Source organism: Collinsella sp. BA40, assembly GCF_008014645.1.
GTDB lineage: Bacteria > Actinomycetota > Coriobacteriia > Coriobacteriales > Coriobacteriaceae > Collinsella.
In genome coordinates, this window is record NZ_VOWY01000010.1 from 148,647 (window position 1) to 172,156 (window position 23,510).

25 protein-coding genes are annotated in these 23,510 nt (G+C 61.1%); 2 read left to right on the forward strand and 23 right to left on the reverse strand.

Annotated features, from left to right (window positions below; translation table 11 throughout):
• Positions 1-7: 7 nt before the first annotated feature.
• From E4J93_RS04635 to rplS, 5 genes are all read right to left on the reverse strand, one after another.
• A complete protein-coding gene (locus E4J93_RS04635) occupies positions 8-973 on the reverse strand; it encodes a DNA-processing protein DprA (RefSeq protein WP_370511755.1) in 966 nt (321 codons plus the stop codon).
• A complete protein-coding gene (locus tag E4J93_RS04640) occupies positions 924-2,444 on the reverse strand; it encodes a YifB family Mg chelatase-like AAA ATPase (RefSeq protein WP_147588400.1) in 1,521 nt (506 codons plus the stop codon). Before E4J93_RS04640 ends, E4J93_RS04635 begins: the two co-directional genes overlap by 50 nt.
• A 17-nt stretch (positions 2,445-2,461) precedes the next feature.
• A complete protein-coding gene (locus tag E4J93_RS04645) occupies positions 2,462-2,950 on the reverse strand; it encodes a YraN family protein (protein WP_147588297.1) in 489 nt (162 codons plus the stop codon).
• Between the two features lie 164 nt (positions 2,951-3,114).
• The gene (locus E4J93_RS04650) at positions 3,115-3,903 is read right to left on the reverse strand and encodes a ribonuclease HII (RefSeq protein WP_147588298.1); all 789 of its coding nucleotides are present in this window, start codon (positions 3,901-3,903) and stop codon (positions 3,115-3,117) included.
• Between the two features lie 87 nt (positions 3,904-3,990).
• On the reverse strand, positions 3,991-4,332 hold the full coding sequence (gene rplS / locus E4J93_RS04655) for a 50S ribosomal protein L19 (RefSeq protein ID WP_147588299.1): 342 nt from the start codon (positions 4,330-4,332) through the stop codon (positions 3,991-3,993).
• Positions 4,333-4,608: 276 nt separating this feature from the next.
• Here rplS and E4J93_RS04660 point away from each other — a divergent pair, with 276 nt between their 5' ends.
• Positions 4,609-5,169, forward strand: coding sequence for a DUF308 domain-containing protein (locus E4J93_RS04660; protein WP_147588300.1), 561 nt, complete (start codon positions 4,609-4,611; stop codon positions 5,167-5,169).
• Positions 5,170-5,258: 89 nt separating this feature from the next.
• Here the strand turns inward: E4J93_RS04660 and glyS are convergent, their stop codons facing one another.
• From glyS to rpsP, 7 genes are all read right to left on the reverse strand, one after another.
• Positions 5,259-7,352, reverse strand: coding sequence for a glycine--tRNA ligase subunit beta (gene glyS / locus E4J93_RS04665; RefSeq protein ID WP_147588301.1), 2,094 nt, complete (start codon positions 7,350-7,352; stop codon positions 5,259-5,261).
• Between the two features lie 2 nt (positions 7,353-7,354).
• Positions 7,355-8,269 carry a glycine--tRNA ligase subunit alpha gene (locus E4J93_RS04670; RefSeq protein ID WP_147588302.1) on the reverse strand — a complete coding sequence of 305 codons (915 nt, stop codon included), beginning with the start codon at positions 8,267-8,269 and terminating at the stop codon, positions 7,355-7,357.
• 122 nt (positions 8,270-8,391) lie between these two features.
• Positions 8,392-8,955 (reverse strand): signal peptidase I, encoded by a 564-nt coding sequence (gene lepB / locus E4J93_RS04675; RefSeq protein WP_255431920.1) that lies wholly within the window; start codon positions 8,953-8,955, stop codon positions 8,392-8,394.
• Positions 8,952-9,719, reverse strand: a complete 768-nt coding sequence (gene trmD, locus E4J93_RS04680) for a tRNA (guanosine(37)-N1)-methyltransferase TrmD (RefSeq protein ID WP_147588303.1) — start codon at positions 9,717-9,719, stop codon at positions 8,952-8,954. The genes lepB and trmD overlap by 4 nt, the downstream gene beginning before the upstream one ends.
• A gap of 15 nt (positions 9,720-9,734) precedes the next feature.
• The gene (gene rimM / locus E4J93_RS04685) at positions 9,735-10,250 is read right to left on the reverse strand and encodes a ribosome maturation factor RimM (RefSeq protein ID WP_147588304.1); all 516 of its coding nucleotides are present in this window, start codon (positions 10,248-10,250) and stop codon (positions 9,735-9,737) included.
• Between the two features lie 4 nt (positions 10,251-10,254).
• Positions 10,255-10,554, reverse strand: coding sequence for a KH domain-containing protein (locus E4J93_RS04690; RefSeq protein WP_187231605.1), 300 nt, complete (start codon positions 10,552-10,554; stop codon positions 10,255-10,257).
• A 6-nt stretch (positions 10,555-10,560) separates the two neighbouring features.
• Positions 10,561-10,896, reverse strand: a complete 336-nt coding sequence (gene rpsP, locus E4J93_RS04695) for a 30S ribosomal protein S16 (RefSeq protein WP_147588305.1) — start codon at positions 10,894-10,896, stop codon at positions 10,561-10,563.
• Between the two features lie 188 nt (positions 10,897-11,084).
• Here rpsP and dinB point away from each other — a divergent pair, with 188 nt between their 5' ends.
• On the forward strand, positions 11,085-12,386 hold the full coding sequence (gene dinB, locus E4J93_RS04700) for a DNA polymerase IV (protein WP_147588306.1): 1,302 nt from the start codon (positions 11,085-11,087) through the stop codon (positions 12,384-12,386).
• A 62-nt stretch (positions 12,387-12,448) separates the two neighbouring features.
• Here the strand turns inward: dinB and rsfS are convergent, their stop codons facing one another.
• The 11 genes from rsfS to mrdA form a co-directional block, all read right to left on the reverse strand.
• Positions 12,449-12,904, reverse strand: a complete 456-nt coding sequence (gene rsfS, locus E4J93_RS04705) for a ribosome silencing factor (protein WP_147588307.1) — start codon at positions 12,902-12,904, stop codon at positions 12,449-12,451.
• Positions 12,905-12,906: 2 nt separating this feature from the next.
• Positions 12,907-13,515 (reverse strand): bis(5'-nucleosyl)-tetraphosphatase (symmetrical) YqeK, encoded by a 609-nt coding sequence (gene yqeK / locus E4J93_RS04710; RefSeq protein WP_147588308.1) that lies wholly within the window; start codon positions 13,513-13,515, stop codon positions 12,907-12,909.
• A gap of 2 nt (positions 13,516-13,517) precedes the next feature.
• Positions 13,518-14,207 carry a nicotinate-nucleotide adenylyltransferase gene (nadD, locus tag E4J93_RS04715; protein ID WP_147588309.1) on the reverse strand — a complete coding sequence of 230 codons (690 nt, stop codon included), beginning with the start codon at positions 14,205-14,207 and terminating at the stop codon, positions 13,518-13,520.
• Complete coding sequence (obgE, locus tag E4J93_RS04720; RefSeq protein WP_147588310.1) at positions 14,208-15,608, reverse strand: GTPase ObgE; 1,401 nt, start codon at positions 15,606-15,608, stop codon at positions 14,208-14,210. It lies immediately after the preceding gene.
• 104 nt (positions 15,609-15,712) lie between these two features.
• Positions 15,713-15,970: a 50S ribosomal protein L27 gene (rpmA, locus tag E4J93_RS04725; RefSeq protein ID WP_147588311.1), complete on the reverse strand. Its 258-nt coding sequence runs from the start codon at positions 15,968-15,970 to the stop codon at positions 15,713-15,715.
• A gap of 35 nt (positions 15,971-16,005) precedes the next feature.
• Positions 16,006-16,371 carry a 50S ribosomal protein L21 gene (gene rplU, locus E4J93_RS04730; RefSeq protein ID WP_147588312.1) on the reverse strand — a complete coding sequence of 122 codons (366 nt, stop codon included), beginning with the start codon at positions 16,369-16,371 and terminating at the stop codon, positions 16,006-16,008.
• Positions 16,372-16,642: 271 nt separating this feature from the next.
• Positions 16,643-17,419 carry a TIGR03936 family radical SAM-associated protein gene (locus tag E4J93_RS04735; RefSeq protein WP_147588313.1) on the reverse strand — a complete coding sequence of 259 codons (777 nt, stop codon included), beginning with the start codon at positions 17,417-17,419 and terminating at the stop codon, positions 16,643-16,645.
• Positions 17,416-19,293, reverse strand: coding sequence for a TIGR03960 family B12-binding radical SAM protein (locus tag E4J93_RS04740; RefSeq protein ID WP_147588314.1), 1,878 nt, complete (start codon positions 19,291-19,293; stop codon positions 17,416-17,418). Before E4J93_RS04740 ends, E4J93_RS04735 begins: the two co-directional genes overlap by 4 nt.
• Positions 19,294-19,306: 13 nt before the next feature.
• Positions 19,307-20,215 carry a hypothetical protein gene (locus E4J93_RS04745; protein ID WP_187231606.1) on the reverse strand — a complete coding sequence of 303 codons (909 nt, stop codon included), beginning with the start codon at positions 20,213-20,215 and terminating at the stop codon, positions 19,307-19,309.
• A gap of 32 nt (positions 20,216-20,247) precedes the next feature.
• On the reverse strand, positions 20,248-21,453 hold the full coding sequence (locus E4J93_RS04750; protein WP_147588315.1) for an FtsW/RodA/SpoVE family cell cycle protein: 1,206 nt from the start codon (positions 21,451-21,453) through the stop codon (positions 20,248-20,250).
• Between the two features lie 14 nt (positions 21,454-21,467).
• On the reverse strand, positions 21,468-23,507 hold the full coding sequence (gene mrdA / locus E4J93_RS04755; RefSeq protein ID WP_147588316.1) for a penicillin-binding protein 2: 2,040 nt from the start codon (positions 23,505-23,507) through the stop codon (positions 21,468-21,470).
• Positions 23,508-23,510: the final 3 nt, after the last annotated feature.

The following is a 23,510-nucleotide window of genomic DNA, read 5'->3' on the forward strand; positions in this document are numbered from 1 at the left end:
GAAAACCCTATGGCCGCTTGTTCCCGAACGAGGTTAACCCATGAAGCATACTTTTTGAAGCAGCAAAGCGACCGTCATACAGCCGCTCCACCAATCCGGCAGCTGAAAGCTCGCTCAAACGCATCATGACCGCATGTTCGGATTCACCTAAACGAGAGGCGAGCTCATCGATTCGCATCGGCTGAGCGACCAAAGACCGCAGCATTTCACGCGATGCTCCGTTCTCGACCACGATCGTCGCAGGAGCATCATGACAATACCTCATCGTTCCATATAAGCGAGAGATTGCGACTTCAAGCGATTCCTCATCGACAATGCACGTCGCGCCAACCGTGATCAGATAGTTGGTACCACGATACTCCGGTGCAAATATCGATCCGGGAACGGCCAGAACCTCTCGACCAAGATCGGAGGCCGTTTCAGCCGTCGAGAACGTCCCTGACGGCATACCCGCCTCGCACACAAGCGTCGCCCTCGACAGCGCGGCAATAATGCGATTCCGTTTCGGAAACGCATATCGTCGCGGAGGCGTGCCCCAGGGTTCAAGGGAGATGACCGCGCCGCCCCCTTCGATAGTGCGATTGATCAAACTGGCGGAACTCTTTGGGTACACGACATCGGCCCCGCAACCGAGTACGATCACATTCCGGCCGCCTCGCTGCACCGCACATCGACCGGCCGCTTGGTCGCAGCCCACGGCGCCACCTGAAACAACGGCTATTCCCGACTCCACAGCAATCTTGGCGGCCAGCTCGGCCACAGCCAATCCATACGGAGTCGCCCGGCGCGATCCGACCACGGCAAGTCCGGACTCCGAAAGAAGATCAGGATCCCCGCGTACGAAGAGGCGTGGCGGCTCCCCCGGAAGATCGAGAAGCATCGCGGGATAGCGCGAATCCGAAGATTCAAGCACGCAACGAGGCTCACTCGGCATCGCTGCACCTCCCTCGAAACATCGAAGCTTCAAAGACATGGCTCGGGCCGACCTCGCGGGACTCCTGCATATCCGCTATCGTCCGCGCGATCCGACAAAGCCGGACGATCCCGCGTCCCGTCAAGTGCCCGCGCTGCGCGATAGCCAGAAGCGTCTCGTAGCCAGCGGAGTCCAGGGCATACGCCCCCGCAACACCTTGCGCTCCATCGATCGCCCTCATATCGATTCCTCCAACTGCGATGCCATGCTGTAGACGCCACGTGGCAAACGCCCTCCCCTGTTCGACTTCGGATCGAAGGGATGAGGAGCTCGCGCCCGCTCCGCCCTCCAACAACAGGTCGGGGTCGGGGCGAGCGACATCGATGCGCATGTCGATTCGGTCGGCAAGGGGTCCCGCGAGTTTCGCCTGATAACGCGCAACGGCATACGGAGGACACGCGCAACTTACATCGCGGTCCCCGAGATATCCGCATGGACACGGATTGCTCGCCACCAGCAACTGGAAATGAGCCGGGAACACATACGCGCCATCCGCACGAACGATGCGGACCGCCTTGCTCTCAAGTGGTTGACGTAATAGCTGCAACACACTCGAGGGAAACTCCGCCAGCTCATCCAAGAACAGCACGCCGCCGTGCGCCAAGCTAATCTCACCAGGACGTACGGGTCGGCCCCCACCTACCAACCCCGCAGCAGAAATACTATGGTGCGGACATCGAAACGGCCTGCCCGAGGCGAGCAAGGATTCCACGCTCTCCCCTGCAACCGAATGGATGCACAGCGCTTCCTGCAACTCCACCTCGTCGATGGGCGGCAAGATCGTTCCCATGCGCTCGGCAAGCATCGTCTTACCGGACCCCGGAGGACCGACCATCATCAGGCCCAAGCCCCCTGTCGCAGCGATCGCCAGCGCCCGCTTTGCGAGCTCTTGGCCCTTAACGTCTGCGTAATCCAGAGACGATCCGACGGTACCAGATAGAATAGCGGGAGCATCAACGGCATCAAGAGCGCTCGAAAGGCCAGCGCGCAACGACGAAAGATCCCGGAGGCAATACATATCGACACCTGGCAGCGCAACTGGACAATCGCCATGTGCCGAGACAAGCCGAAGGCCGCAATCACGAGCAAGCATCGCATAGGCAACCTCGCCGCGAACCGGCATCACGTACCCATCGAGGGAGAGTTCCCCCACGAACAAACAGGAATCAAGACCCTCGACTGGAATCTGCCCTGAGAGAGCCAATATCGAGATGGAGATGGCCAAATCAAGTCCCGAGCCCGTCTTGCGCATATCGGCGGGCGCGAGATTCACAATGATGCTTTTACGGGGAACATCATATCCGCTCCCCCGCAGCGCACATCGAATGCGCGCGGGAGCCTCGTTGACGGCCGCATCTGCCATCCCCACCAAGGTGATACCGGGAATACCGCCGGTAAACGAGACCTCGACGGTAACGGGCTGCGCTTCCACCCCGCGAATACATGCAGCATGTACGGAGAACGTGTGCATCGCGGCACCCGACCCGGTCATAGGTCCGCGTCCCAGTCGAAAGCCCCCAAGATATGCTGGATTCCCGCAGTACGCCCATCATGGATGCAAACGCCCACCACATCGAATCGTATGGTCTGCACGGGATAATGCTCCATCACATAGCATGCAGCGATTCTGCGGTATCGCCGGCGCTTCTTCTTGTTGACGGCCTCCTCGGGATAGAGCTCCAAAGAGGTCGCGGCCTTGCGCCTCGTCTTAACCTCAACCAGGACGATAGAATCATCGGCCTCGTCATACGCGACAATATCGGCCTCGCCCTCACGGCAGCGATAGTTTCTCTCAATGATGTGGTACCCGCGCTCTTCAAGGTAGAAGCAGGCTAACGACTCACCGAGCCGCCCAAGCTCTTTCGAGGAAAGTCCCTCGACCGTAGCATCATCGCGCAACACGGCCGGACGACGTCCCGCCGAACCATCGGGGCTCGAATCGCACCGAACCCCATCCGAACACGCCCTTCGATCCATAACCATCAGCTCCTCTCGCGCTCGCAAGCGAAGCATCGCATGTCATCTGGAAGGTAAAATTGAATCAACTAACAAAAAGGCGCGATCGACTCTACAAAATCGACCGCACCCGTTAACACCCAAGGCAGTGGAGGTGCGCACACGGTGAACCCGCCATCAAATCATCAAAAGAGAGAGTCGGTATGCAGGAAGTTTCCACAAAAGCTAACGCGGTGAACAGGGCTAAGACCGTGCTCGCGGATGGCGTTGATATGCTCGGCCGAAGCATACCCCTTTGATTGGGCGAAGTGATAGCCGGGATATTCGGCATCGAGCTCAACCATCAACTCATCCCTCGTGACCTTGGCAACGATCGAAGCGGCGGCGATACAGGCAACCGTGGCATCCCCGTGCACCACATCACGTTCGTTCGCCACGGCACCTAGGGGATTTCCATCCATCAAAACGCAATCGGGTTCCACTCCAGCATCGGCGACGGCGCCCGCCACCGCTTCGCGAAGCGCACGCGCCATGCCGATCTCGTCGATGCGCTCGGGGGCGACATGATACACGCCGATAGCACGAGCGACCTCGGAGATCTGCGCGGCAAGCAGTTCGCGCTTGGCAGGGCTGAGCTGCTTGGAATCGTTAAGGCCCCAAATAATGGGATCATCGGGCAGCTGAACGGCGCACACGGTCAAGGGCCCGGCGACCGAACCCCGGCCCACCTCATCCACGCCAAGTACAACGCCCTCCCCGCCAAGCTCGGCCATAGCGCTATAGAGCAAGCGGACGCGCTCGTGCTCGGCGCATTCGCGCTCATAACGACGAGACGCGCGCTCGCACGCCTTCCTGACCTGCTGGCGCGGATCCTCCGCATAGCGCTGGACAAGTCCCGGCACCTGATCGAACGAAGCGCTCGCCAGCTCGGCGGCAACCTGCGCCGCCGGCGCAGAGCTCGTCATATTGGCCATGAATGCAACCTCTTCAGAATTCAACGGATCTTACGTATAAAAAGAGCCGCCTCGTAGGAGACGGCTCCAAAGCACATGATATAAATCTTAGCGCTTCTCGGGGATGCGAGCGGCCTTGCCGATCTTGTCACGCAGGTAGTACAGCTTAGCGCGACGAACACGACCGTGGCGAACAACCTCGAGCTTGGCGATCTTCGGGCTGTGAAGCGGGAAGGTACGCTCGACACCGATACCGAAGGAGATCTTGCGGACGGTGAAGGTCTCACGGGAGGAGCCGCCGCTCATGCGGATGACGTCGCCCTGGAAGACCTGGATGCGCTCGCGGTCGCCTTCCTTAATACGGTAGTGAACCTTGACGTTGTCGCCGACGCGGACCTGAGGAATGTCCTCACGGATCTGCTGACGCTCGATTGCGCGAATGTAATCCATTCTCGCTCCTTTACTGTTCTAGAGGTGCCGCACGCGTACGCCGACACATAGGTTTACAAACTTCTTTATTGTACACGACATAACTGGGAAAGCAAGGACAATTACAACCAATTCACGACTCGAGCGAAGAAGCTGGTCAACCGCTTGTCGGATGGATCGATCCACCGCTGGTCGCGCGAATGTTTCATGCAAATCATACGTATCAACATAATGTTCCGTATTTGGGGAAGAGTGAGTTAGGCCAACCAAGCAATACCGGAAAGGAACGGCACATCAATGGCACGAGCAGATTCCGTAGCAGACATCAAGCGTCAGAGCATACCGGGCAAAGCAGCCCTCATAGCGTCGCTGCTCTTTCCGCTCGTAGGCGTAGCCTGCCTTGCCGCACCCGACGCCATCATGGGCAGCCTCCCCTATATCCTGGGCTGTTTGATGCTGTTGGTGGGCGCAGCGGATCTTGCCACGGATTTCCTTGACGACGAGAAGGAGACGGGCAGCATCAGCCAGGGGTCGGACATCGTCATGATCGTCGTCGGCGCAACGCTGCTGTTCCAAGGAACTGCCCTTTTACATCTCGTCGGCGTTACCTGGGGCTTTATCGGCTTAAGCAAAGCGGCGGCGGAGCTCGACGAAGCGCTGCACGCACGCCGCGCCAAGAAACCCTACGTCCTCGTCACCCTATCGGGCATCATCGAGATGGTGCTTGGCACCCTGCTCATCACGAGCCCCCTGGCAAACATCGAGCACCATGTGCTGCTGCTCGGCATCGAACTCATCCTGCACCCGTTTGCCGTTCACTCCGATAACGGAAAGACCCACCTCTCCGCCGAAGCGTAGACATCACGCCTCCGCAGGACAACGAAGCCGGCCCTCCTGCCCGAACGGACAGGAGGGCCGGTCTTTACGCAGTCCCATACGGGCACAGACTACTTGGCAAGCTGGCTCACATCGGCGATACCGGAGAATACCGACTCGAAGCGGTTGAGAAGACGCAACCTGTTGACGCGCAGCGACTCGTCCTCATCCATGACCATGACCTCGTCGAAGAAGCGATCGATAGGCTGGCGCAGGGAGCCAAGGGCACTCACCACATCGAGATAACGCTTCTCGCGAGCCGCTTCGGCAATGGCCGCGGAAGCATCATCGATTGCGGAAAGCAAGGCGGCTTCGGCATCGATGAACAGCGCGGCGTCGACGTCGAAGCCGAGCGAGGCATCGGCAAGATGGGAGGCGCGGGCGTACGCGACGGCAAGGTTCTCGAACGTCTCGGGATCATCGGCGCGAGCCGATTGCAACACGGAACAGAGCTCGAAGAAGTCGGCGGGAACGGTGATATCGCCCGCAGAGACGGCCGCGACGACGTCGCCGGCGATGCCGTTATCGCGAGCGAGCTGCTCCATACGACCCTTGATAAACGAGCAGCAGGCATCCTTCACGGAGCACTTGTCAAACGCAAGACCCTGCTCGAGATACAAATCAAGCGCAGCGTCAACGATGGGCTCGTAACCACAGGACAGGCGACGAGACAGCATGTTGATCACACCGATCGCCGCGCGTCGAAGCGCGAACGGATCCTTGGAACCGGTGGGCGGCTCGTCGATGGCGAACATGCCGGCGATGGTATCGACCTTATCGGCAACGGCCACGATGCAGCCGGCGATACCCTCGGGCAGCTCGTCTCCCGCGAAGCGCGGGCGGTAATGATCGCGGATAGCCGCGGCGACCTCGGGGGCCTCGCCGGCGGCCAAGGCGTAGTAGCCACCCATAACGCCCTGCTGGCTGGTGAACTCGACGACCGCGGAGGATACGAGATCGGCCTTAGCGAGGTGCGCGGCTCGCTGGGCATCGGATGCGGAAGACGCGCCGACATGGGCCGCCTGGGCAATAGCGAGCGCCAGGTCCTCCATGCGCTCGGACTTCTGGAGAACGGTGCCGAGCTTCTTCTGGAAACCGACGGTTGCCAGACGCGAGCGGAACTCCTCGAGGGAGACCTTAAGGTCCTCGTCGTAGAAGAACTTAGCATCGTAAAGACGCGCGCGAACCACGCGCTCGTTGCCGTCGATGATGGCGTCCGCGCACTCGGGACGGCCGTTTGATACCACGACGAACTCGGGAGTCAGGGCGCCCTCAGCGTCGTAGATGGGGAAATACCGCTGATTGGACAGCATAGATTCGCAAATGATCTCGTGCGGGACCTGCAGGAACTCGTCGTCGAAACAGCCGATGAGCACCGTAGGCCACTCGCAGAGGTTGACGACCTCGTCGAACACGGAGCGCGGCCGCTCGACGCGAACGTTGCACTCGGCTTCGATTCGCTCGATCTGAGCGTTGATGAGGTTCTTGCGGTCCTCGTCGGGCATCACGAAAGCGCGGCCGAGCGCATCGCGGTAATCGGCCAGGGAAGCACTTGCGACCTCGTGGTCACCGGGAGCGAGCACGCGGTGACCACGAGTGGTTCGACCGCTCGCGACGCCTGCGAACGCCACGGGCACCACGTCGCCGCCGAACAGGACGCACAGCCAACGAACCGGTCGAACGAAGCTCTCATGCGTCGCGCCCCAGCGCTGCGAACGGTAGTTGGGCCACTGCAGGCCCGTAAGGACAGACGAGCACAGGTCGGCGAGGATGGGCTCGGCGGGAATCGAGTCGATGCTCTTCTCGGCGAAAACGTACTCGCGACCATCGGTATCCTCGCGGCGAACGAGCTCGGCTGCGCTGACGCCGCACTTACGCGCGAAGCCCTCGGCAGCCTTGGTGGGAACGCCGTCGGCATCGAACGCTATCGCCGCGGCGGGACCGCGCTTAACCTCGTGCACCTCTTCGGTTGCCGAGGCGACATCGGCAACATGGACGCACAGACGACGCGGAGACGTGAGGACGGTGACGGCGCCATGGGAGAGGCCGGAACGGTCCAGGGCCTCGGGAACCATCTTGCCAAGCTGGGAAGCAGCGTTGTTCAACGGAGCCGAGGGCATCTCCTCGGTTCCGATCTCAAAAAGGAAGTCACGAACATCAGCCATCGCTAGGCCACCTCACCCTTCGTCTCTTCAGAATCATCGCCCGCAGCCGCGACCTCGGACAGATACGCCTCGCAGCACGCCTTCGCAACAGCGCGCACGCGGAGGATATACGCCGCGCGCTCGGTTGCGGACAGCGCGCCGCGCGCATCCAGGATGTTGAACGCGTGGCTGCACTTCATGACGCAGTCGTATGCCGGCAGCGGAAGCTTGGCATCGAGGCAGGAATGACACTCGCGCTCGTAATCGTCGAACTTCTCACGCATGAGCTCCACGTTGGCGACCTCGAAGTTGTACGCCGAGAACTCGCGCTCGTTCTCGAGGAAGACATCGCCGTAGGTCATGGTCGTGCCATCGGGCGCAACACTCCATACCAGATCGTACACGGAATCGACGCCCTGCACGTACATGGCAAGGCGCTCGAGTCCGTAGGTAATCTCTACGGGAACGGGATCGACCTCGATACCGCCCACCTGCTGGAAGTAGGTGAACTGAGTGACCTCCATGCCGTTGAGCCAGACCTCCCAGCCAAGGCCCCAGGCGCCGAGCGTGGGGCTCTCCCAGTCATCCTCGACGAAACGCACATCGTGCTCGGCGGGATCGAGGCCGATGGCCTTGAGCGATTCAAGGTACAGCTCCTGGGAATTAGCGGGGCTGGGCTTGATGAGAACCTGGAACTGATAGTAGTGCTGCATGCGGTTAGGGTTCTCGCCATAGCGACCATCGGCGGGACGACGGCAGGGCTGGGCGTAGCACGTACGCCAGCTCTGCGGACCGAGGGAGCGAAGAGTGGTGGCGGTGTGGAAGGTGCCCGCACCGACCTCGGAATCGTACGGCTGCATGATCACACAGCCTTGGCTGCCCCAAAACTGCTGTAGCTTGAGGATAATGTCCTGGAATGAAAGAGCTGAAGCGTTCATCTACCTGCTAACTCCTCGATAGAAATACATACGGTTCTCAATACTACCGCATGGCCATTTAAGTTGATAGGTGAGGTGCAAAAGAAATGCGCCCCGCAACAAGCGAGGCGCATGAAAAGCCGCTACATCAATCCGATGCGGTCGAGCGGCAAATAACGAGCGACAACGACACCGATAACGGAGCGCTCATCGATACAACCGAAGTACCGCGAATCTGCGGAGTTCTCGCGATTATCCCCCATCACCCAAAGCTGATCGCTCGGAACGGTGAGCGGGAACGTCACATCGACGCCAGCGGCCTGCTGGAGCAACGGAAAAGTGCTCCCTTCGACATAGGGTTCGTCGAGCCGCTGGCAATCCACGTAGACGAAGCCGTCGCGCACGTCGACCGTCTGGCCCGCGGTAGCGATGACGCGCTTGACGAGGATGTCATGGCTGGAAGAGCCGTCAGGGTTCTCGAAGACGATGATGTCGCCCGCATTGACGTCCCGACCCAGATTGACGGTAACCTTCTGCGCGAGCAGATGGTCGCCAACCTCGATAGTATGCTCCATCGAACTGGTGGGGACGACGAACGGGCTGATGACGAACGTTCGGATGAACAGTGAAGCGACGATAGCGATCGCGAGAACCGCGATCCATTCGAGTACGCTTTTAAGAACAGAGTTACGAGACAACGCAATCACTCCGAATCATCGGTAGCGCGCAATGCGCGCAGAACCTCGTTGGCGTAGGCGCGCTCAACTTCGGTGAGGCGAGCCTGGTCGAGCAGATCGGGACGCCAGCGGCACGTGCGCTCGATGGCGTTCCTCCTCCGCCACGCGTCGACCTTCGCATGGTCGCCCGAAAGAAGGATGCTGGGAACCTCGCTGCCGTTGAACGATGCCGGACGCGTGTATTGCGCATATTCGAGCAGCCCGCCGGCGTCGCCGGTGGCAAACGACTCGTCTTTATTGCTCATCTCGTCACCAAGGACACCGGGTATGAGGCGAACGACGGCGTCCGTAACGACCATAGCAGCAAGCTCGCCACCGGTGAGCACGTAGTCGCCGATGGATAGGCGCTCGTCCGCAAGTTCGTACGCGCGCTCATCCATGCCCTCGTAACGGCCGCAGACGAACAGGAGGCGATCGTAGGACGCCAGACGCTCAGCCACATGCTGGGTGAACGGCACGCCACACGGTGTAAAGAACACGACATGGGGCCTGGGTAAAACGGGGTCGCTCGCAAGATTCGTGATGGCCTCGTGCAGCGGCCCCACCTTCATAAGCATGCCCGCCCCGCCGCCATAGGGCTCGTCATCGACGGTGCGATGTCGATCATGAGTCCAGTCACGCAAATTATGAGCCTGAAACTCGAAGAGACCGGCCGCTCGGGCACGACCCAGGATGGACGTGGACATCACCGGTTCAAACATCTCCGGAAAGACGGATAACGACTCGATGAGCATCTGCGTCCTCTCGAACTAGGAATTGATAAGGCCATCCATCACTTTGACGCGGATGGGACCGGCTTCGGGGATATCGAGGACCACATCCTCGACGACGGGGACAAGGACCTCGCCATAGGCGCCGCCCGCAATAACCCAAACGTCGTTGGCAGGCGTCTCCATAATCTCGACGATGGTGCCGAGTCCACCAAAACGCTCGTCGATGACCGAACGATCAAGCAGGTCATCGTATGTCACATCAAACGAATCGAGCTGAAGGTCGTCGCTATCCGCCAGCACGTAGCATCCCGTAAGCGATTCGGCTTCCCCGATGCTGTGCGCACAGGAGAAGCGAACGATATAGCGATCGCCGCCATCGACAACGCTTTCGACCCGCACGAAACGATCGCGATCCAGCGCGGGCGGCGTGAGCGCGACGCGCATACCGGGTTCAACGAGAAAAGGAAGGCCACGTAGCTCAGCTACGATGACCTCCCCTTTAGACCCGTGCGCCTTGAGCACACGGGCGATATTCTTATAGTGGGAAGACACGGACCTACCCCAAAACCTCGACCTCGACGGACGTGCCCAGACGGGCAGCGAGGGCACGCGAAAGCGTGCGAACCGCCTTGATGGTGCGTCCATGACGCCCGATGACCTTGGCAACGTCGTCTTCGGCGACAGTCACCTCGATGGTGGAGGAGTCGACGCCATCGATGACCTCGAGGCTGACGGCATCCACGTCATCAACGATGCTCACGACGAGGTACTCCACCAGATCGGCAACGCGATCGGAGACGAGCACCTCGTCGCTTCCCTGCTGGGATGCAAGCTCGTTGTTGGAATCGACAGACACCGTAGATTACTCCTCGGCGGCAGCGGCTGCGGCCTCCTCAGCGGCCTTAGCCTCCTTGGCGAGCTGCTTCTTGGACTTCTTGGGCTCGGCAGCGGCCTTCTCGCCCTCGTTGGCGGCACGAACCAGCGCGGCAACGGCGTCGGTAAGCTGAGCGCCCTTGGCCTGCCAGTCAGCGATCTTCTCAAGGTCGAGGCTGATGGTCTTCGGGGTGGTCAGCGGATTGTAGCGGCCAACCTCCTCGATGAGACGACCGTCGCGGGGCGAACGGGCGTCGGCGACGACAACACGGTAATACGGACGCTTCTTAGAGCCGTGACGAGCAAGGCGAATCTTGACTGCCAATGCAAACTCCTCCAACCAAGCAGCAATCAGCTGCAACGATAAACAAACGATTGAACATTTTACGCCAACGACGGGAGCAGGTGAAGCCCCAGGTGGAACTTCTTCGGAATTGACGTTAGCGTTTTCATATCTTACCCATCATTTCGCAAAATGCAAAGAGCTGAGTTGACGTGCGCTATACTATCTCCATGGATAACGAACACACATACGATAAGGCGAACGCCGCATGTGGCGAGACCGGACCCTACGCTCCCTCCCTATTCGGAAGCTGGACGGGTCCGGCGATCGGCCTGCTCGACCTCGACGCGTTTTTCGCGAGCGTCGAGCAACTCGATCACCCTGACTGGCGCGGCAAGCCCGTCATCGTCGGAGGCAGCCCCGATCGACGCGGAGTCGTATCGACGGCTTCGTACGAGGCGCGCACATTCGGAGTTCACTCGGCCATGCCCTCTGCGCAGGCGAAGCGCCTCTGCCCGCATGCAATCTGGACCGATGGGAACTTCTCCCGCTACCGCGAGTTGAGCGCGCGCGTTATGGCTATTCTTGCCGACGAAACGCCATACGTGGATCAGGTATCGATCGACGAGGCGTTTTTCGATATCTCTCCCGGTCGATTTAACTCCGAAAGCCCCCTGGCCGTTGTCCGAAGGATCTCGGAGCGCGTAAACGCACTCGGCATCACGTGCTCGATAGGACTTGGATGCAACAAAACAGTTGCGAAGATAGCAAGCGAACGAGATAAACCGCGCGGCCTCACCGCGATCCTCCCCGGCACCGAAGAAGCCTTTCTCGCGCCGCTGCCCGTCCGCACGATGAGCGGCATTGGGGCGCGGGCGGAGCAGGCCCTGGCACAGCGCGGCATCCATACCCTCGGACAGCTCGCCGGGGCCCCGGACGACATCCTCGCTCCGGTATTCGGTGCCAACACGACATCCGTACGCCAGCGCGCGCAGGGTCGTGAGCGCAGCCGCGTGCACGCTATCGACGAAGCGAGCCCCATGAAATCGCTGAGCAACGAGCGCACGTTCGCCCACGACCTCACAGAGCAAGCCGATATCGAGGCTGCCATAGACGTGCTGGGGGAATCGGTCGGTCGACGCCTGCGCAAGTGCTGCCTCACCGGTAGGACAGTCACCCTTAAGTTGAAATATGGCTATGGATCGGGCAGGACCGCCCAGCGAACGCTTGAGGCGCCAACCGATGACGAGCATATTTTCTGCAGGGCGGCGCGGGAGCTGCTCCATACGATCTGGAGTCCAGGGGTTGCCGTCAGGCTTGTTGGCGTGTGCATGAGCGGCTTTGACCACGAGTCGGGAGTCCAGACGAATCTATTCTGCGAGCTCGACGAGCGCGGGGCCGCATCGAGCGAGAAGCGGGCGCTGTCGGTTGCCGTCGACGGCGTGATCGAGCGCTTCGGATCGAGCGCGGTCGGATATGGTCGATCGATGCGATTCGACCACGACGTCGTTCGACGCGATAAATACTCATGACGAAGGGGCCGCGCGGGCCCCTTCGTTCAATACGATGCACATGAATGGCGACGACGCGACCGCTAGTCGAGTTCGAGCTCCAAACGAGGGGCGTCGCCCCACAGCTTCTCGAGACGATAGTAATCGCGCTGCTCGGGCGTGAAAACATGGACGAGAACCGAGCCGTAATCCATGAGGATCCACGTGCGCTCCTCGCGACCCTCGATGGCAAAGGGGTGCTCGCCGCACGTCTTGAAGACCTGTTCCTCGACCTCATCGATAACAGCATCGACCATACGGTTGTTGGTACCGGTGGCGATGACGAAGAAATCGCAGACATCGGAAAGCTCCGTGAGGTCCAAAACCTCGATATCCTGCGCGCTCTTATCGCTTGCAGCCTGGGCGGCCACGGTGGCAACGGTTCGCGCATCGACACCGCGCGCGGAAAGGGATGCAGCGGAGCGTTCTACCGACGCGCCGAACTCCTCGTTGCGGACCTCGTCCTCGACGGAGGTCGTCTCTTGAATCTGATCAGTCATGCTTACCTTTCTGAAAGGGTACGCCGAATAGCATACGTGTTGTAGATGTCCACCGCCGTGGGATAGAGGTATCTGCCCGTAGAAACCACATAGGTGATTCCATGCGAGAAACATGAGAAGAATAGCTCATCGAGGGTGACCTCACCGACCTGAGCGCGCAACTCGTCGGCATATGCCCCCACGCGACCCGGTTCGATGGCATCCGCGATGAAGACAACCATATCGAGCGGCATCATATCGATGGCCCCGACGGTGTGTCGATCAACAGCCTGGAATACCGCTGCGGGGAGCTCGGGAAACAGCGCGGGCAGCTCGCGCGCAGCCAGCGGTCCGTGCAGCAAGCCGACAACGCGGTCCGCGGGTCCATCGAGCGATACTCCAAGCTCAGCAGCGCGCGCAAGCGTCTCATCCGGCGTGAGAACCTTGTCCCAATCGTGTAGCAAGCCCGCGGCGCACGCTTCGAACTCGTCTACACCGTAGATGCGTGCGAGCTCGGCAGCCGTTTGGGAAACACCCAAGACATGGCGAAGGCGCTTGGGCGCGCCCGACATGTGGTCGCGCAGGCGCGTTTCGATCGCATGGAGCATGGCGCGTCGAGATGTGTCGATCATAATCACTCCCCCGGTTCGGCCTGGGACCGCGAAACGGGATCGCGATACAGGCCGTTTTTTCGAATGTAGCCGATAACGGACTCCGAAGTAAGATAGCGAACGCTTTTACCGTGCGCTACGCGATCGCGGATATTCGTCGAGCTGATAGCAAGGGCAGGAATCTCGATATAGCGCACATCGAAGGCGATACCGGATTCCTCGACCCGTTGGCAGGACTGGTTGATATCGTATCCCGGTCGCGTGGCAGCGATAAGCGTGGCAAGGGTTGCAATGTGCTTGGCGTCGTGCCATGAAACGATATCGTGAATCGCATCGGCGCCCGTGACGAAATAGAGATGGACGTTGTCGGGATAATGTGCACGCAGCGCGCGAAGCGTGTCGACCGTATAGGTGGTCCCCGCACGATCGATCTCGAAGCGGCTTGCGATGAAATCCGCATTCGCGGCCGTGGCGAGCACCGTCATCGCATAGCGATCCTCGGCGCTCGTCACGAACGAATCATCTTTGAAGGCAGGAGAGCCCGCGGGCATGAAGAGCACCAGATCGAGATCGAGCGCCTCGCGCGCCTGCTCGGCGGTGACGAGATGGCCGTAGTGGATGGGATCGAACGTCCCACCCATGATGCCGAGGCGGTATTCCCGGTTGGGATCGCGCCCGAGCTCGGGGAGGCGCTGCGGTGCCCGCGCGCCCATCTAGTCCTCGACCTCGCCGTCTGCAAGATCGATGCACTCAAACGCGCCATCGTCTTCATAGTCGTCTTCATCGTCGAAGTCCTCAGCGCCCTCGAAATCAAAGGAGTAGCCGAGAATGCGAACCTCATCGCCAGGCTTGCAGCCGGCCTTGGTGAGCGCGGAGTCGACGCCGATGCGCTCGAGGCGATGCTGGAGGTAGATAACGGCCTCCTCGTTTTCCCAGTCGGTTTGGACGACGAGCCGCTCGATCCCGCGTCCCACGACTCGCCATGCACAACCGTCCTCGCGTTCCACGTGGAATGCGCGGTCGCGCGCCTGACGGTTGCGATCCCACTTGCCCTCATCGAGCTCGGGAGCATCCTCGACCTCGGAAAGCTCGCGACGGAGGTCGGCAACGCGCTCGCCGCAAGCGAGCATGAGCGTCTGAAGCCCGGCACCCGTAAGCGCTGAGACAGCGAAAAAGGCGTGGCCGTCATCGAGGGCGGCTCGCTTCAGGGCGGCAACGCGATCGGCCATACCGCTGGCATCGCACTTGTTCGCAATGACGATCTGCGGACGAACCGCGAGCTCAGGCGCATAGGCGGCGAGCTCGTCGTTGATGATGCGGTAGTCCTCCAAGGGATCGCGCCCCTCGAAACCGCCGGTGATATCGACCACATGGAGGATGAGCGCCGTGCGCTCGATATGACGCAGGAACTGGTGACCCAGTCCGCGGCCCTCGCTCGCACCCTCGATAAGACCCGGAACATCGGCTACGACATAGGAATACTCCCCGGCGCGCACAACGCCCAGATTGGGAACGAGCGTGGTGAACGGATAATCGGCGATCTTGGGACGAGCGGCGCTCATGCGCGCGATAAGCGAGGACTTGCCGACGCTGGGCATGCCGACGAGCGCGGCATCTGCCATGAGCTTCATCTCGAGTTCGATCCAATGCTCGATAGCGGGCTCGCCCTTCTCTGCGAACGCAGGAGCACGGCGCGTCGAGGTCACGAAATGGGGGTTTCCGCGGCCACCGGAACCGCCGGGGGCCACGACGACGCTCTCACCATCATGCGTGAGGTCGGCGATCTCGTAGGAGGGCTGCATGGTCTCGCCATCGATCTCGCGCACGACGGTACCCATGGGGACCTTCAAGACGAGGTTCTCGCCGTTCTTACCGTCTTTGCGCGCACCCTGTCCGTGCGTGCCGCGCTCAGCGCGGAAATGATGCTTGAATCGGTAGTCGATCAACGACGACAGCTGGGCGTCGGCCTGCACGACGACATTGCCGCCTCGGCCGCCGTCGCCGCCGTCAGGTCCGCCCTTGGGAACGAACGCCTCGCGACGAAACGACATGCAGCCGGCGCCGCCATCGCCGCCCTTGACGTTGATACGGCAGATATCGGTGAATTGGGACATGGATGACCTTTCCCTAACGTATCGAAAGACAACAGTGAGCTTACCAAAAGAGGCCCCCGGCTAACAGCCGAGGGCCTCTCTATTTGCCTATGCTGTGAAGGGACTTAGGCTTCGACGACGGGAAGAACGCTCACGCGATGCTTGACGCCGCGGGTAAACTTGACCTTACCCTCGGTAAGTGCGAACAGCGTGTCATCCTTGCCACGACCGACGTTCTCGCCGGGGTGGATATGGGTGCCGCACTGACGGACGAGAATCTCGCCGGTCTTCACGAACTGACCGTCGAAACGCTTGGTGCCGAGACGCTGACCGCGGGAGTCGCGGCCGTTACGGGAGGAACCAAGACCTTTTTTGTGTGCCATGTCTGATACCTACTCTCTACAGTTCTTAAGGGAAACTACTCCGCTGCGGGAGCAGCGGCGTCCTCGGCAACAGCAGCCTTCTTGGCACGCGACGTGGCCTGGACCTTGGTGATCTTCAGCTTGGTAAGCTGCTGACGATGACCCTGAAGCTTGTGATAGCGCTTGCGCTTCTTGAACTTGTAAACAAGCTGCTTCTCACCCTTGAACTGGTCGACGATCTCAGCAGTGACCTTAGCCTTTGCGAGCTTGGCAGGATCCGTGACGATCTTCTTGCCGTCGTTCAGGAAGAGAACGGGAAGCTCGACCTTGGTGCCGGCCTCGCCCTCGATCTTCTCGACCGTAAGAACATCGTCGGTGGCGACCTTATACTGCTTGCCGCCCGTTGTTACGATTGCGTACATTGTTTCTTGCCCTTCATGCATCAGTTAGTGCAACAGCCGAATATAGTAGCAGGGGATGCATGCACCGTCAACAAGCAACGAGAACATTTCCCCAGCGTATTCACAAGTTGCCCTTGTTTCACTGGAACGACGCTGCACCTGCATACGAAACATGCGATCTGGACGACGCGGCGCCGTTGAACAATCATAGACGATAATGGGAATCGTGCAAGATTGCTTCATAAAATGTGCAGCTCAGTGCCAACCATGCCGTCCTCGCGGGGGCACCCGGTTAGCTCCGGGCGCACAGGGGGTCGATCAGCTCGCCGTCCTCCCCTTCCACCAGCTGCGCGCGCCGCTCGACGCGGTAGCGCGCGATACGATCGAATCGCTGGATTCCCGTGGACTGGATGGGGTCGTCATCGGACGCCACCGCACGCCGGGCGAGAACGCGGTCGATCGCGGCAACCAGGATCTCCGGACGAAGCGCACCCTCGTTATCGCAGCGTGTATCCAGCTCGAGCACGATGCATCCTTCGCCATCCGCCACACGATGCGACACGAGCATGCGGTCGACATCGAGCACCTTGTTCTTCTTACCGCGAGCATATGGGATGCGTCCCAAGCCGATGACCTCGGATAGCGCATCCGAAACATCGGGGCACCCTGCGCTCGCATCGGTAAACGATAGCTCGATACGGTAGAGGACCCGCGTGATCTGAGCGGTCAGCGCAGGGGTGCGAACATCGACGTAGCCGCAACGCGTAGCCATGAGGTCCTCCGGTGAGGCAGCTTGGAGGCGCTGCAGAGCCTCAGCCGGAGGCACCAGGCTCGTTAGGAACACGTCGTACCACTCGCTGCGGGAGCTCGTTCCCACCGGGAGCGCCGACGAGAACCCGGCGCGCATATGGGGCGAGAAGCCCTGGGTGACGGCATACGGCAAAGACGCGCGGCGAATGATGCGCTCGATGGTATGCAGCACCTCGAGATGGCCCAGATACGCCAGGCGACCGGCCTTGACGTACTCGACGCGCAGCCGGAACAGGGGCTGAATGTTTTGCTCGCTCACGAACGCTCTCCCATCAGGACGTTATCGACATGCAGGGTGGGGCAGATACCGCATCCCGCACAAGACGCACGGGTGCAATCGGCCGTGGTCTCGCCGGCAAGCGCACGGCGGTACTCGCGCTGCAGGAACCCGCGGGAGACTCCCGGGCTCACGTGCTCCCAGGGCATGATGGCATCAAGGTCGTATGGCGTCTGCGCGATCGCGCGCAGGTCGATGCCGCAGTCGCTGGCCGCCTGCTCCCACCGCTCGAGGCTGAACTGTTCGGTCCATGCATCGAAGCGAGCGCCGCGGCGCCAGGCGCCCTCGATTACGGGAGCCATATCGCGACCGGCGCGGGATAGCACGGCTTCGAGCAGCGAGGTCTCGGCGTCGTGATAGTGAACGCGAACGGCACGGTTCTTAACGCTCTTGAGCAGCAGCTGCTGGCGACGCTTAACCTCCTCATCGGGTGTCTGGGCGCACCACTGGAACGGCGTAGAGGCCTTAGGGATGAAGACGGACACGGAGATGGAGATCGAGATGCCGCCACGCTGCCCCTTGGGAACGACCTCGCGCGCGAGCTCGAGCACGTGGTCGGCGAGCTCGGCGATGGCGACGATATCCTCATCGCGCTCGCCCGGCAGACCTATCATGAAATAGAGCTTGCAGCGGCGCCAGCCCGCCTCGAAGGCGGCGCGTACGGCGCGGTCGAGGTCGTCTTCAGTCACGCCCTTGTTGATGACGTCGCGCATGCGCTGGCTTCCGGCCTCGGGAGCAAAGGTCAGACCACCCTTCTTCTCCCCCGCGACCTGCAGTGCCATGTTTACGCCGAACGAGTCGAGGCGCTGCGAGGGGATGGATACCGAGATTCCCGTATCCTCCAAGCGGCGGTTGAGACGCGACAGAATCTGCTCGCAGCACGAATGGTCGGTAGTGGAAAGGGATGTGAGGGACACCTCGTCGTAGCCGGTCTCGGCCAGGCCGCGGGTCACGGCGGACACGATTTGGTCCGCCGAGCGCTCGCGAACCGGGCGATACGTGATACCTGCCTGGCAGAAACGGCAGCCGCGCGCGCATCCGCGAAGCACCTCGACGGAAAGGCGGTCGTGGACGAGCTGCGCATACGGGATGACCGATTGGCTCACCGGATCGGTTGCGCCAAAATCCTTGACGACGCGCTTATACACCACGGGCGGAACGTTCTCGCCCTCGCTGGGAACGGCATACCCGTGGGGCGTGCAGTCGCCATCGAAGCGGATATCGTACAGGGCCGGGACGTAGGTGCCAGGAATCGCAGCAAGACCGCGCAAGATCTCGTCGCGGCTCGCGCCGGCATCGCGTAGGCGCTGGTGCTCGCGGCACACCTCGACGATAGCTTCCTCGCCTTCACCGATAAGGATGGCGTCGAAGAACGGGGCGAGCGGCTCGGGGTTGTAGACCGAAGGCCCTCCCGCGATGATGATGGGGTCGTCCTCGCTGCGATCGGCGGAATAAAACGGGATGCCCGCCAGATCCATGGCCTCCAGGTAATTCGTGCACGCCATTTCGTGCGGCACATGGAAACCGACGACATCGAACGAAGCCACGGGGGCCGCGCCCTCGAGCGACAGCAAGGGGACGCCGGCGGCACGCATCTCGTCGGCCATATCGACCCAGGGCACATAGCCGCGTTCACAGGAGATGCCCTCCTGTTGATTGAGGATGTGGTAGAGGATGGCGATACCCTGATTGGGCAGGCCGACCTCGTAGGTATCGGGGTAGATCAAGCAGGCTCGGTAGTCGGCCTCCTGCTTGGACATGGTGCCCCATTCGTGATCGATATAGCGACTGGGCTTTTCCACACGGGCCAGCAAAGGCTCTAGCTCATGGAATCGGTCCTCGTAGGGTACGCGCACGTAAACTCTCCTTCTAGTCGAGGTATTCTGCAGAAACAGATGCGACGCCGTCGGCGGGGGCAACGGCGTCGCGGACAGCGTCGACCGCGTTTCGAACGACGCGGTTGGCCGGCCCGTAATCGATATCGCGAGCATACAGCTCCATAAGGGCGATGCCCATGGCGATGGTGCCGAGACCGCCGATCGACGCTTTGACCGCGAACGCCGCCCTTCCGGCGCGTGGCGCCAGCGAACGGGAAAGGGCGCGGAGACCGAGGCCGGCGACCGCGACCCCCGCGGCGTCATACAGGCGCTCGAAGCGCATCGGTTTATCGTACATCGAAGCAAGCTTCGCCATCATGCCGAGCTGCGCCAGCGTCATAACCGGAAAATCGGCGCCGGGCACGATCGTCAACGCACCCGTCACGGCATTCGATAGCGCCGTGGCGGCAACGACCCCTCGAGAAGCCGTGGCGCGCATGAACGGGAAATTCGCAGCGAACGCCTGGGGCTTGTCGGTGCGATCGAGCACCCAGCAGGCAAGCCGATGAAGCAGCACGCCTTCCTCGCGGGAGGCGACCAAGCCGAGCATGGGGGTATCGCGCTCGATGAAAGGCGCGTCGTCGCGGGACTCGCATACGACGACGGTGGGCGAACCAGCGATCACCAACCGGTGGCACGCCGCCTCCAGCATGCTGGAGCCGCACGAGACAACGATGGCGAGATCGGAGTCGGCCTTCGGCTCAAGCTCGGCGGTAAGACGAGACACGCGGACCAGTCCGCCGATAGTCTGCGGCACCATCGCGCTGCGGATCGCATCGATCAGATAGGCCGAGGCCGAACCGTCCACGTACACGGACACGCGCACGGGCTCATCGGATTGCTGCTGGGCGCTCACGCCCATCTTGAAAGCATCTGCCACCGCATCAAACGGAATTCGCATACGGCACCTTCCTCTCATGGATGCCCGAAGGACTACGCTGCCTTCGAGCGATGACGCCATACCGACTGGACGATGCCGACCATGGCGCTTTGCATAAGCATAGAACTCGAACCGAAGCTGATAAAGGGTAGCGGAATACCCGTGATGGGCATGAGTCCGATGCACATGCCGATATTCTCGAAAATCTGAAACGTCCACATGCCGACGATGCCCACGACGGTAAGCTTCAAAAACAACGAATCGCTTTTATAGGCGATGCGGATGGCGGAAAATATCAGGAGCGCATAGAGGCCTAAGAGCAGCAGGGCGCCGACAAAGCCGAATTCCTCGCTCATGAGGGCGAACACGAAGTCCGTATGCGCTTCGGGCAGAAAGCCCTCTGCCGCCTGGGTGGCGCCGCCGATGCCCTTGCCGAAGAAGCCACCCGATCCAACGGCGATGAGGGACTGCATGAGGTTGTAGCCCGCTCCCGAAGTATCGGCGGTAGGATCTATGAACACGAGCAGGCGATTCATCTGGTATTGCTTGATGAGCACGTCTCGACCGACAAGCGAGTCGACGACGGAATCGGCGGCAAGCAGCAGGGAGACCAATCCGATGAGAATGGCGATGGTCGACAGGACCCATTCCCTGCGAGCCCCGCTCATGGAGATGACGATGGCGCCGCCCACGAAGATGACGAGTCCGCTTCCCAGATCGCCCGCGGCAAGAACGGCGCCGAACGGGATGGCGAGCATGGCGCAGAGCTTCACGTAATCGCGGACGGAATCGATCTTGCCGTTGTACTGGGCCCCCAGACCGGCGATGAAGAACGCGGTGATGATCTTGGCGAGCTCGACGGGCTGGAAGGTCAAGCCGATGCCCGGAATTTGAATCCACCCCGTCATACCCTTCGCGTTATACGACAGGCCGGGGATATACGGCGAGAAGATGACCATGATATCGATGACCAGAAGCACCGTCGTCATATTCTGCAGACCGCGAAAATCCGTTCGCCAGCACAGGATACCCAAGACCGCACCGAGGCCGATGCCGAGCAGATGGCGAGAGAATTGCGCCTCGGGAATCGACAGGGATGCTGTCCAGATGATGAGCGTTCCATATGCCATGAGGCCCACGACCGCAATGAGCACGGGAATATTCACGCGCTGGGAAAGCGAGTTGCGTGACGATACGACGCGCTTGTTCACGCGCTTAAGGCTATCGGCCGACGCGTCGCGCCTGCTTCCATTCGACATTGCACCGCACCTCCTTAGCGATCATGTGTGCCGCCCGCGGCCGACACGGAGTCATGCGAACCGTAGATGGCACCGAGTACGTACCTCGTGCCCACAAGCGCGGATGTGGAGCCGAAGCCGCCGCGCTCGACCAGCGTCGCCACGACATACTTGGGATCGTCGGCGGGCGCATAAGCGATGAACCACGCATAGAGGTCGTCGTCTGCCTTCTCACCCGTACCGGACTTGCCCGCGACCGTGACGCCAAGACTGTTGAAATGGCTCGCCGTCGAGGCCGTATCGTAGATAACGCCCTTCATGCCGCCGTGGACCAGGTCGAGGTCGGATTGATCGCGCACGTCGACGGAACGGAGCTCCTCTGGCTGATGGGCCACGGCGTCCCCATCGCCGTCGCGCGCGACGGCCGAGAGAAAGACATGCGGCGTGAACTCTTTGCCGTTTTCAGCAAGACCGGCGTACACGGTGGCCATCTGGAGCGGCGTGACGAGAATGTCGCCCTGTCCGATGGCGATATTGAGCATGTCGCCGGGACCCCACGCGCGATCGGCGTCGGGCCAGGAAGAAAAGAACTCCTTCTTCCACTCGGCCGTGGGTACGCGCCCCGCCGCCTCGCTGGGAAGGTCGATGCCCGTGGGCTCGCCCAGGCCCCACCGCTTGTAGACCTCCTGCAGGCCCTCGGGGTGGTCCTCGTCGTAGTAGAAACCCTTGCCGATATCGTAGAAGACCGGATCGCAGGAGTGTGAGATACCCTGCTGCAGATTGAGCGTGCCATGCCCGCCATGGTCCCAGCACCACCGGCCGGCGCCCTCACCGAGACCCGTCCACCAGCCGTTGCAGGTTGTTGTCTGGCCGGAGGTGTACACGCCATACTCAAGCGCGGCGAGCGCCGCCAGGGGCTTGATGGTTGATGCAGACATGTACTGGCCGCTGATGCAGCGATTGAGAAGGGGGTTTCCACTCGTCTCGCCGTTGAGCTTCGACCAATCATCATTCGATACGCCGCCGATGAACACCGACGGATCGAACGTGGGTGCGCTAGCCATGCCGAGGATATCGCCATTCGTGCAGTCGATGCACACGCAGGCACCGGCATCGGAGGTGTATCCGGTCTGCTTTCCCATCGCCATGGCGCGCGCGAGACCCTCTTCGCACGCCTGCTGGATGGCGAGATCGAGCGTGAGCTTGATATCGGAGCCTGCCCGCGGCGGGATGGCGCCCGCCTTTCCGGTCACGTTGCCCGCAGCGTCGACGTGCACTGTCTGCTCACCGCGGATACCCTGCAGCAAGCGCTCGTAGTAGATTTCAACACCGGCCTGGCCGACGATATCGCCCGACTGATAGCGAACCGCGCCGGCGGCATCTTTCGAATCATCCTGGGCGTTGAGCTGTTCTCCGGTGATCGTGCCCGTATAGCCCAGAACATGGCTCGCAAGCGTTCCATACGGATACACGCGCTCGGTGCGCTCCTCGATCTGGACGCCATCGAAATCAGTCGCATGCTCCTTGATATGAGCGACCGTCGACATGCGCACATCGGATGCAACCGTGTGCAAGCTCTGAGCGCTTTGCGAATAGTCAAGAATGCTACGGCGCACGGCGGTATACGGCATGCCGAGGACATTTGCCAGATGACGCACTTTGATGGGATCGGAAGCGAAATCACGATAGGCGCCGACAACGAGCGAGGGTCGGTTGGTTACCAGTTCTACACCGTTGCGGTCGAGGATGCGACCGCGGGGCGCGGGCGTGGTGACCGTGCGCATCTGGTTTTGCTGCGAAAGCTCCTCGTAATGATCGGAGGAGACCATCTGCATGCTCCACAGCTTCGCCACCACGGCGGCAAAGACGGCGCCCACGCCCATCGTGAGCATCTTGAAACGGCCCTTCATGGCAACGCCGGGGGTGTTGCCCTCCCCTTCCGATGCTCGGGGCTGGGTCCCGTTGCGAGTATCGAACGTGAACCTACCCGAGTAGCCACGTAAGAAGAACAGCGATCCGATAATCGCGACAACCAGGATGACTCCGGCAACGACTACAACGAGCTGCGCATCCATCGA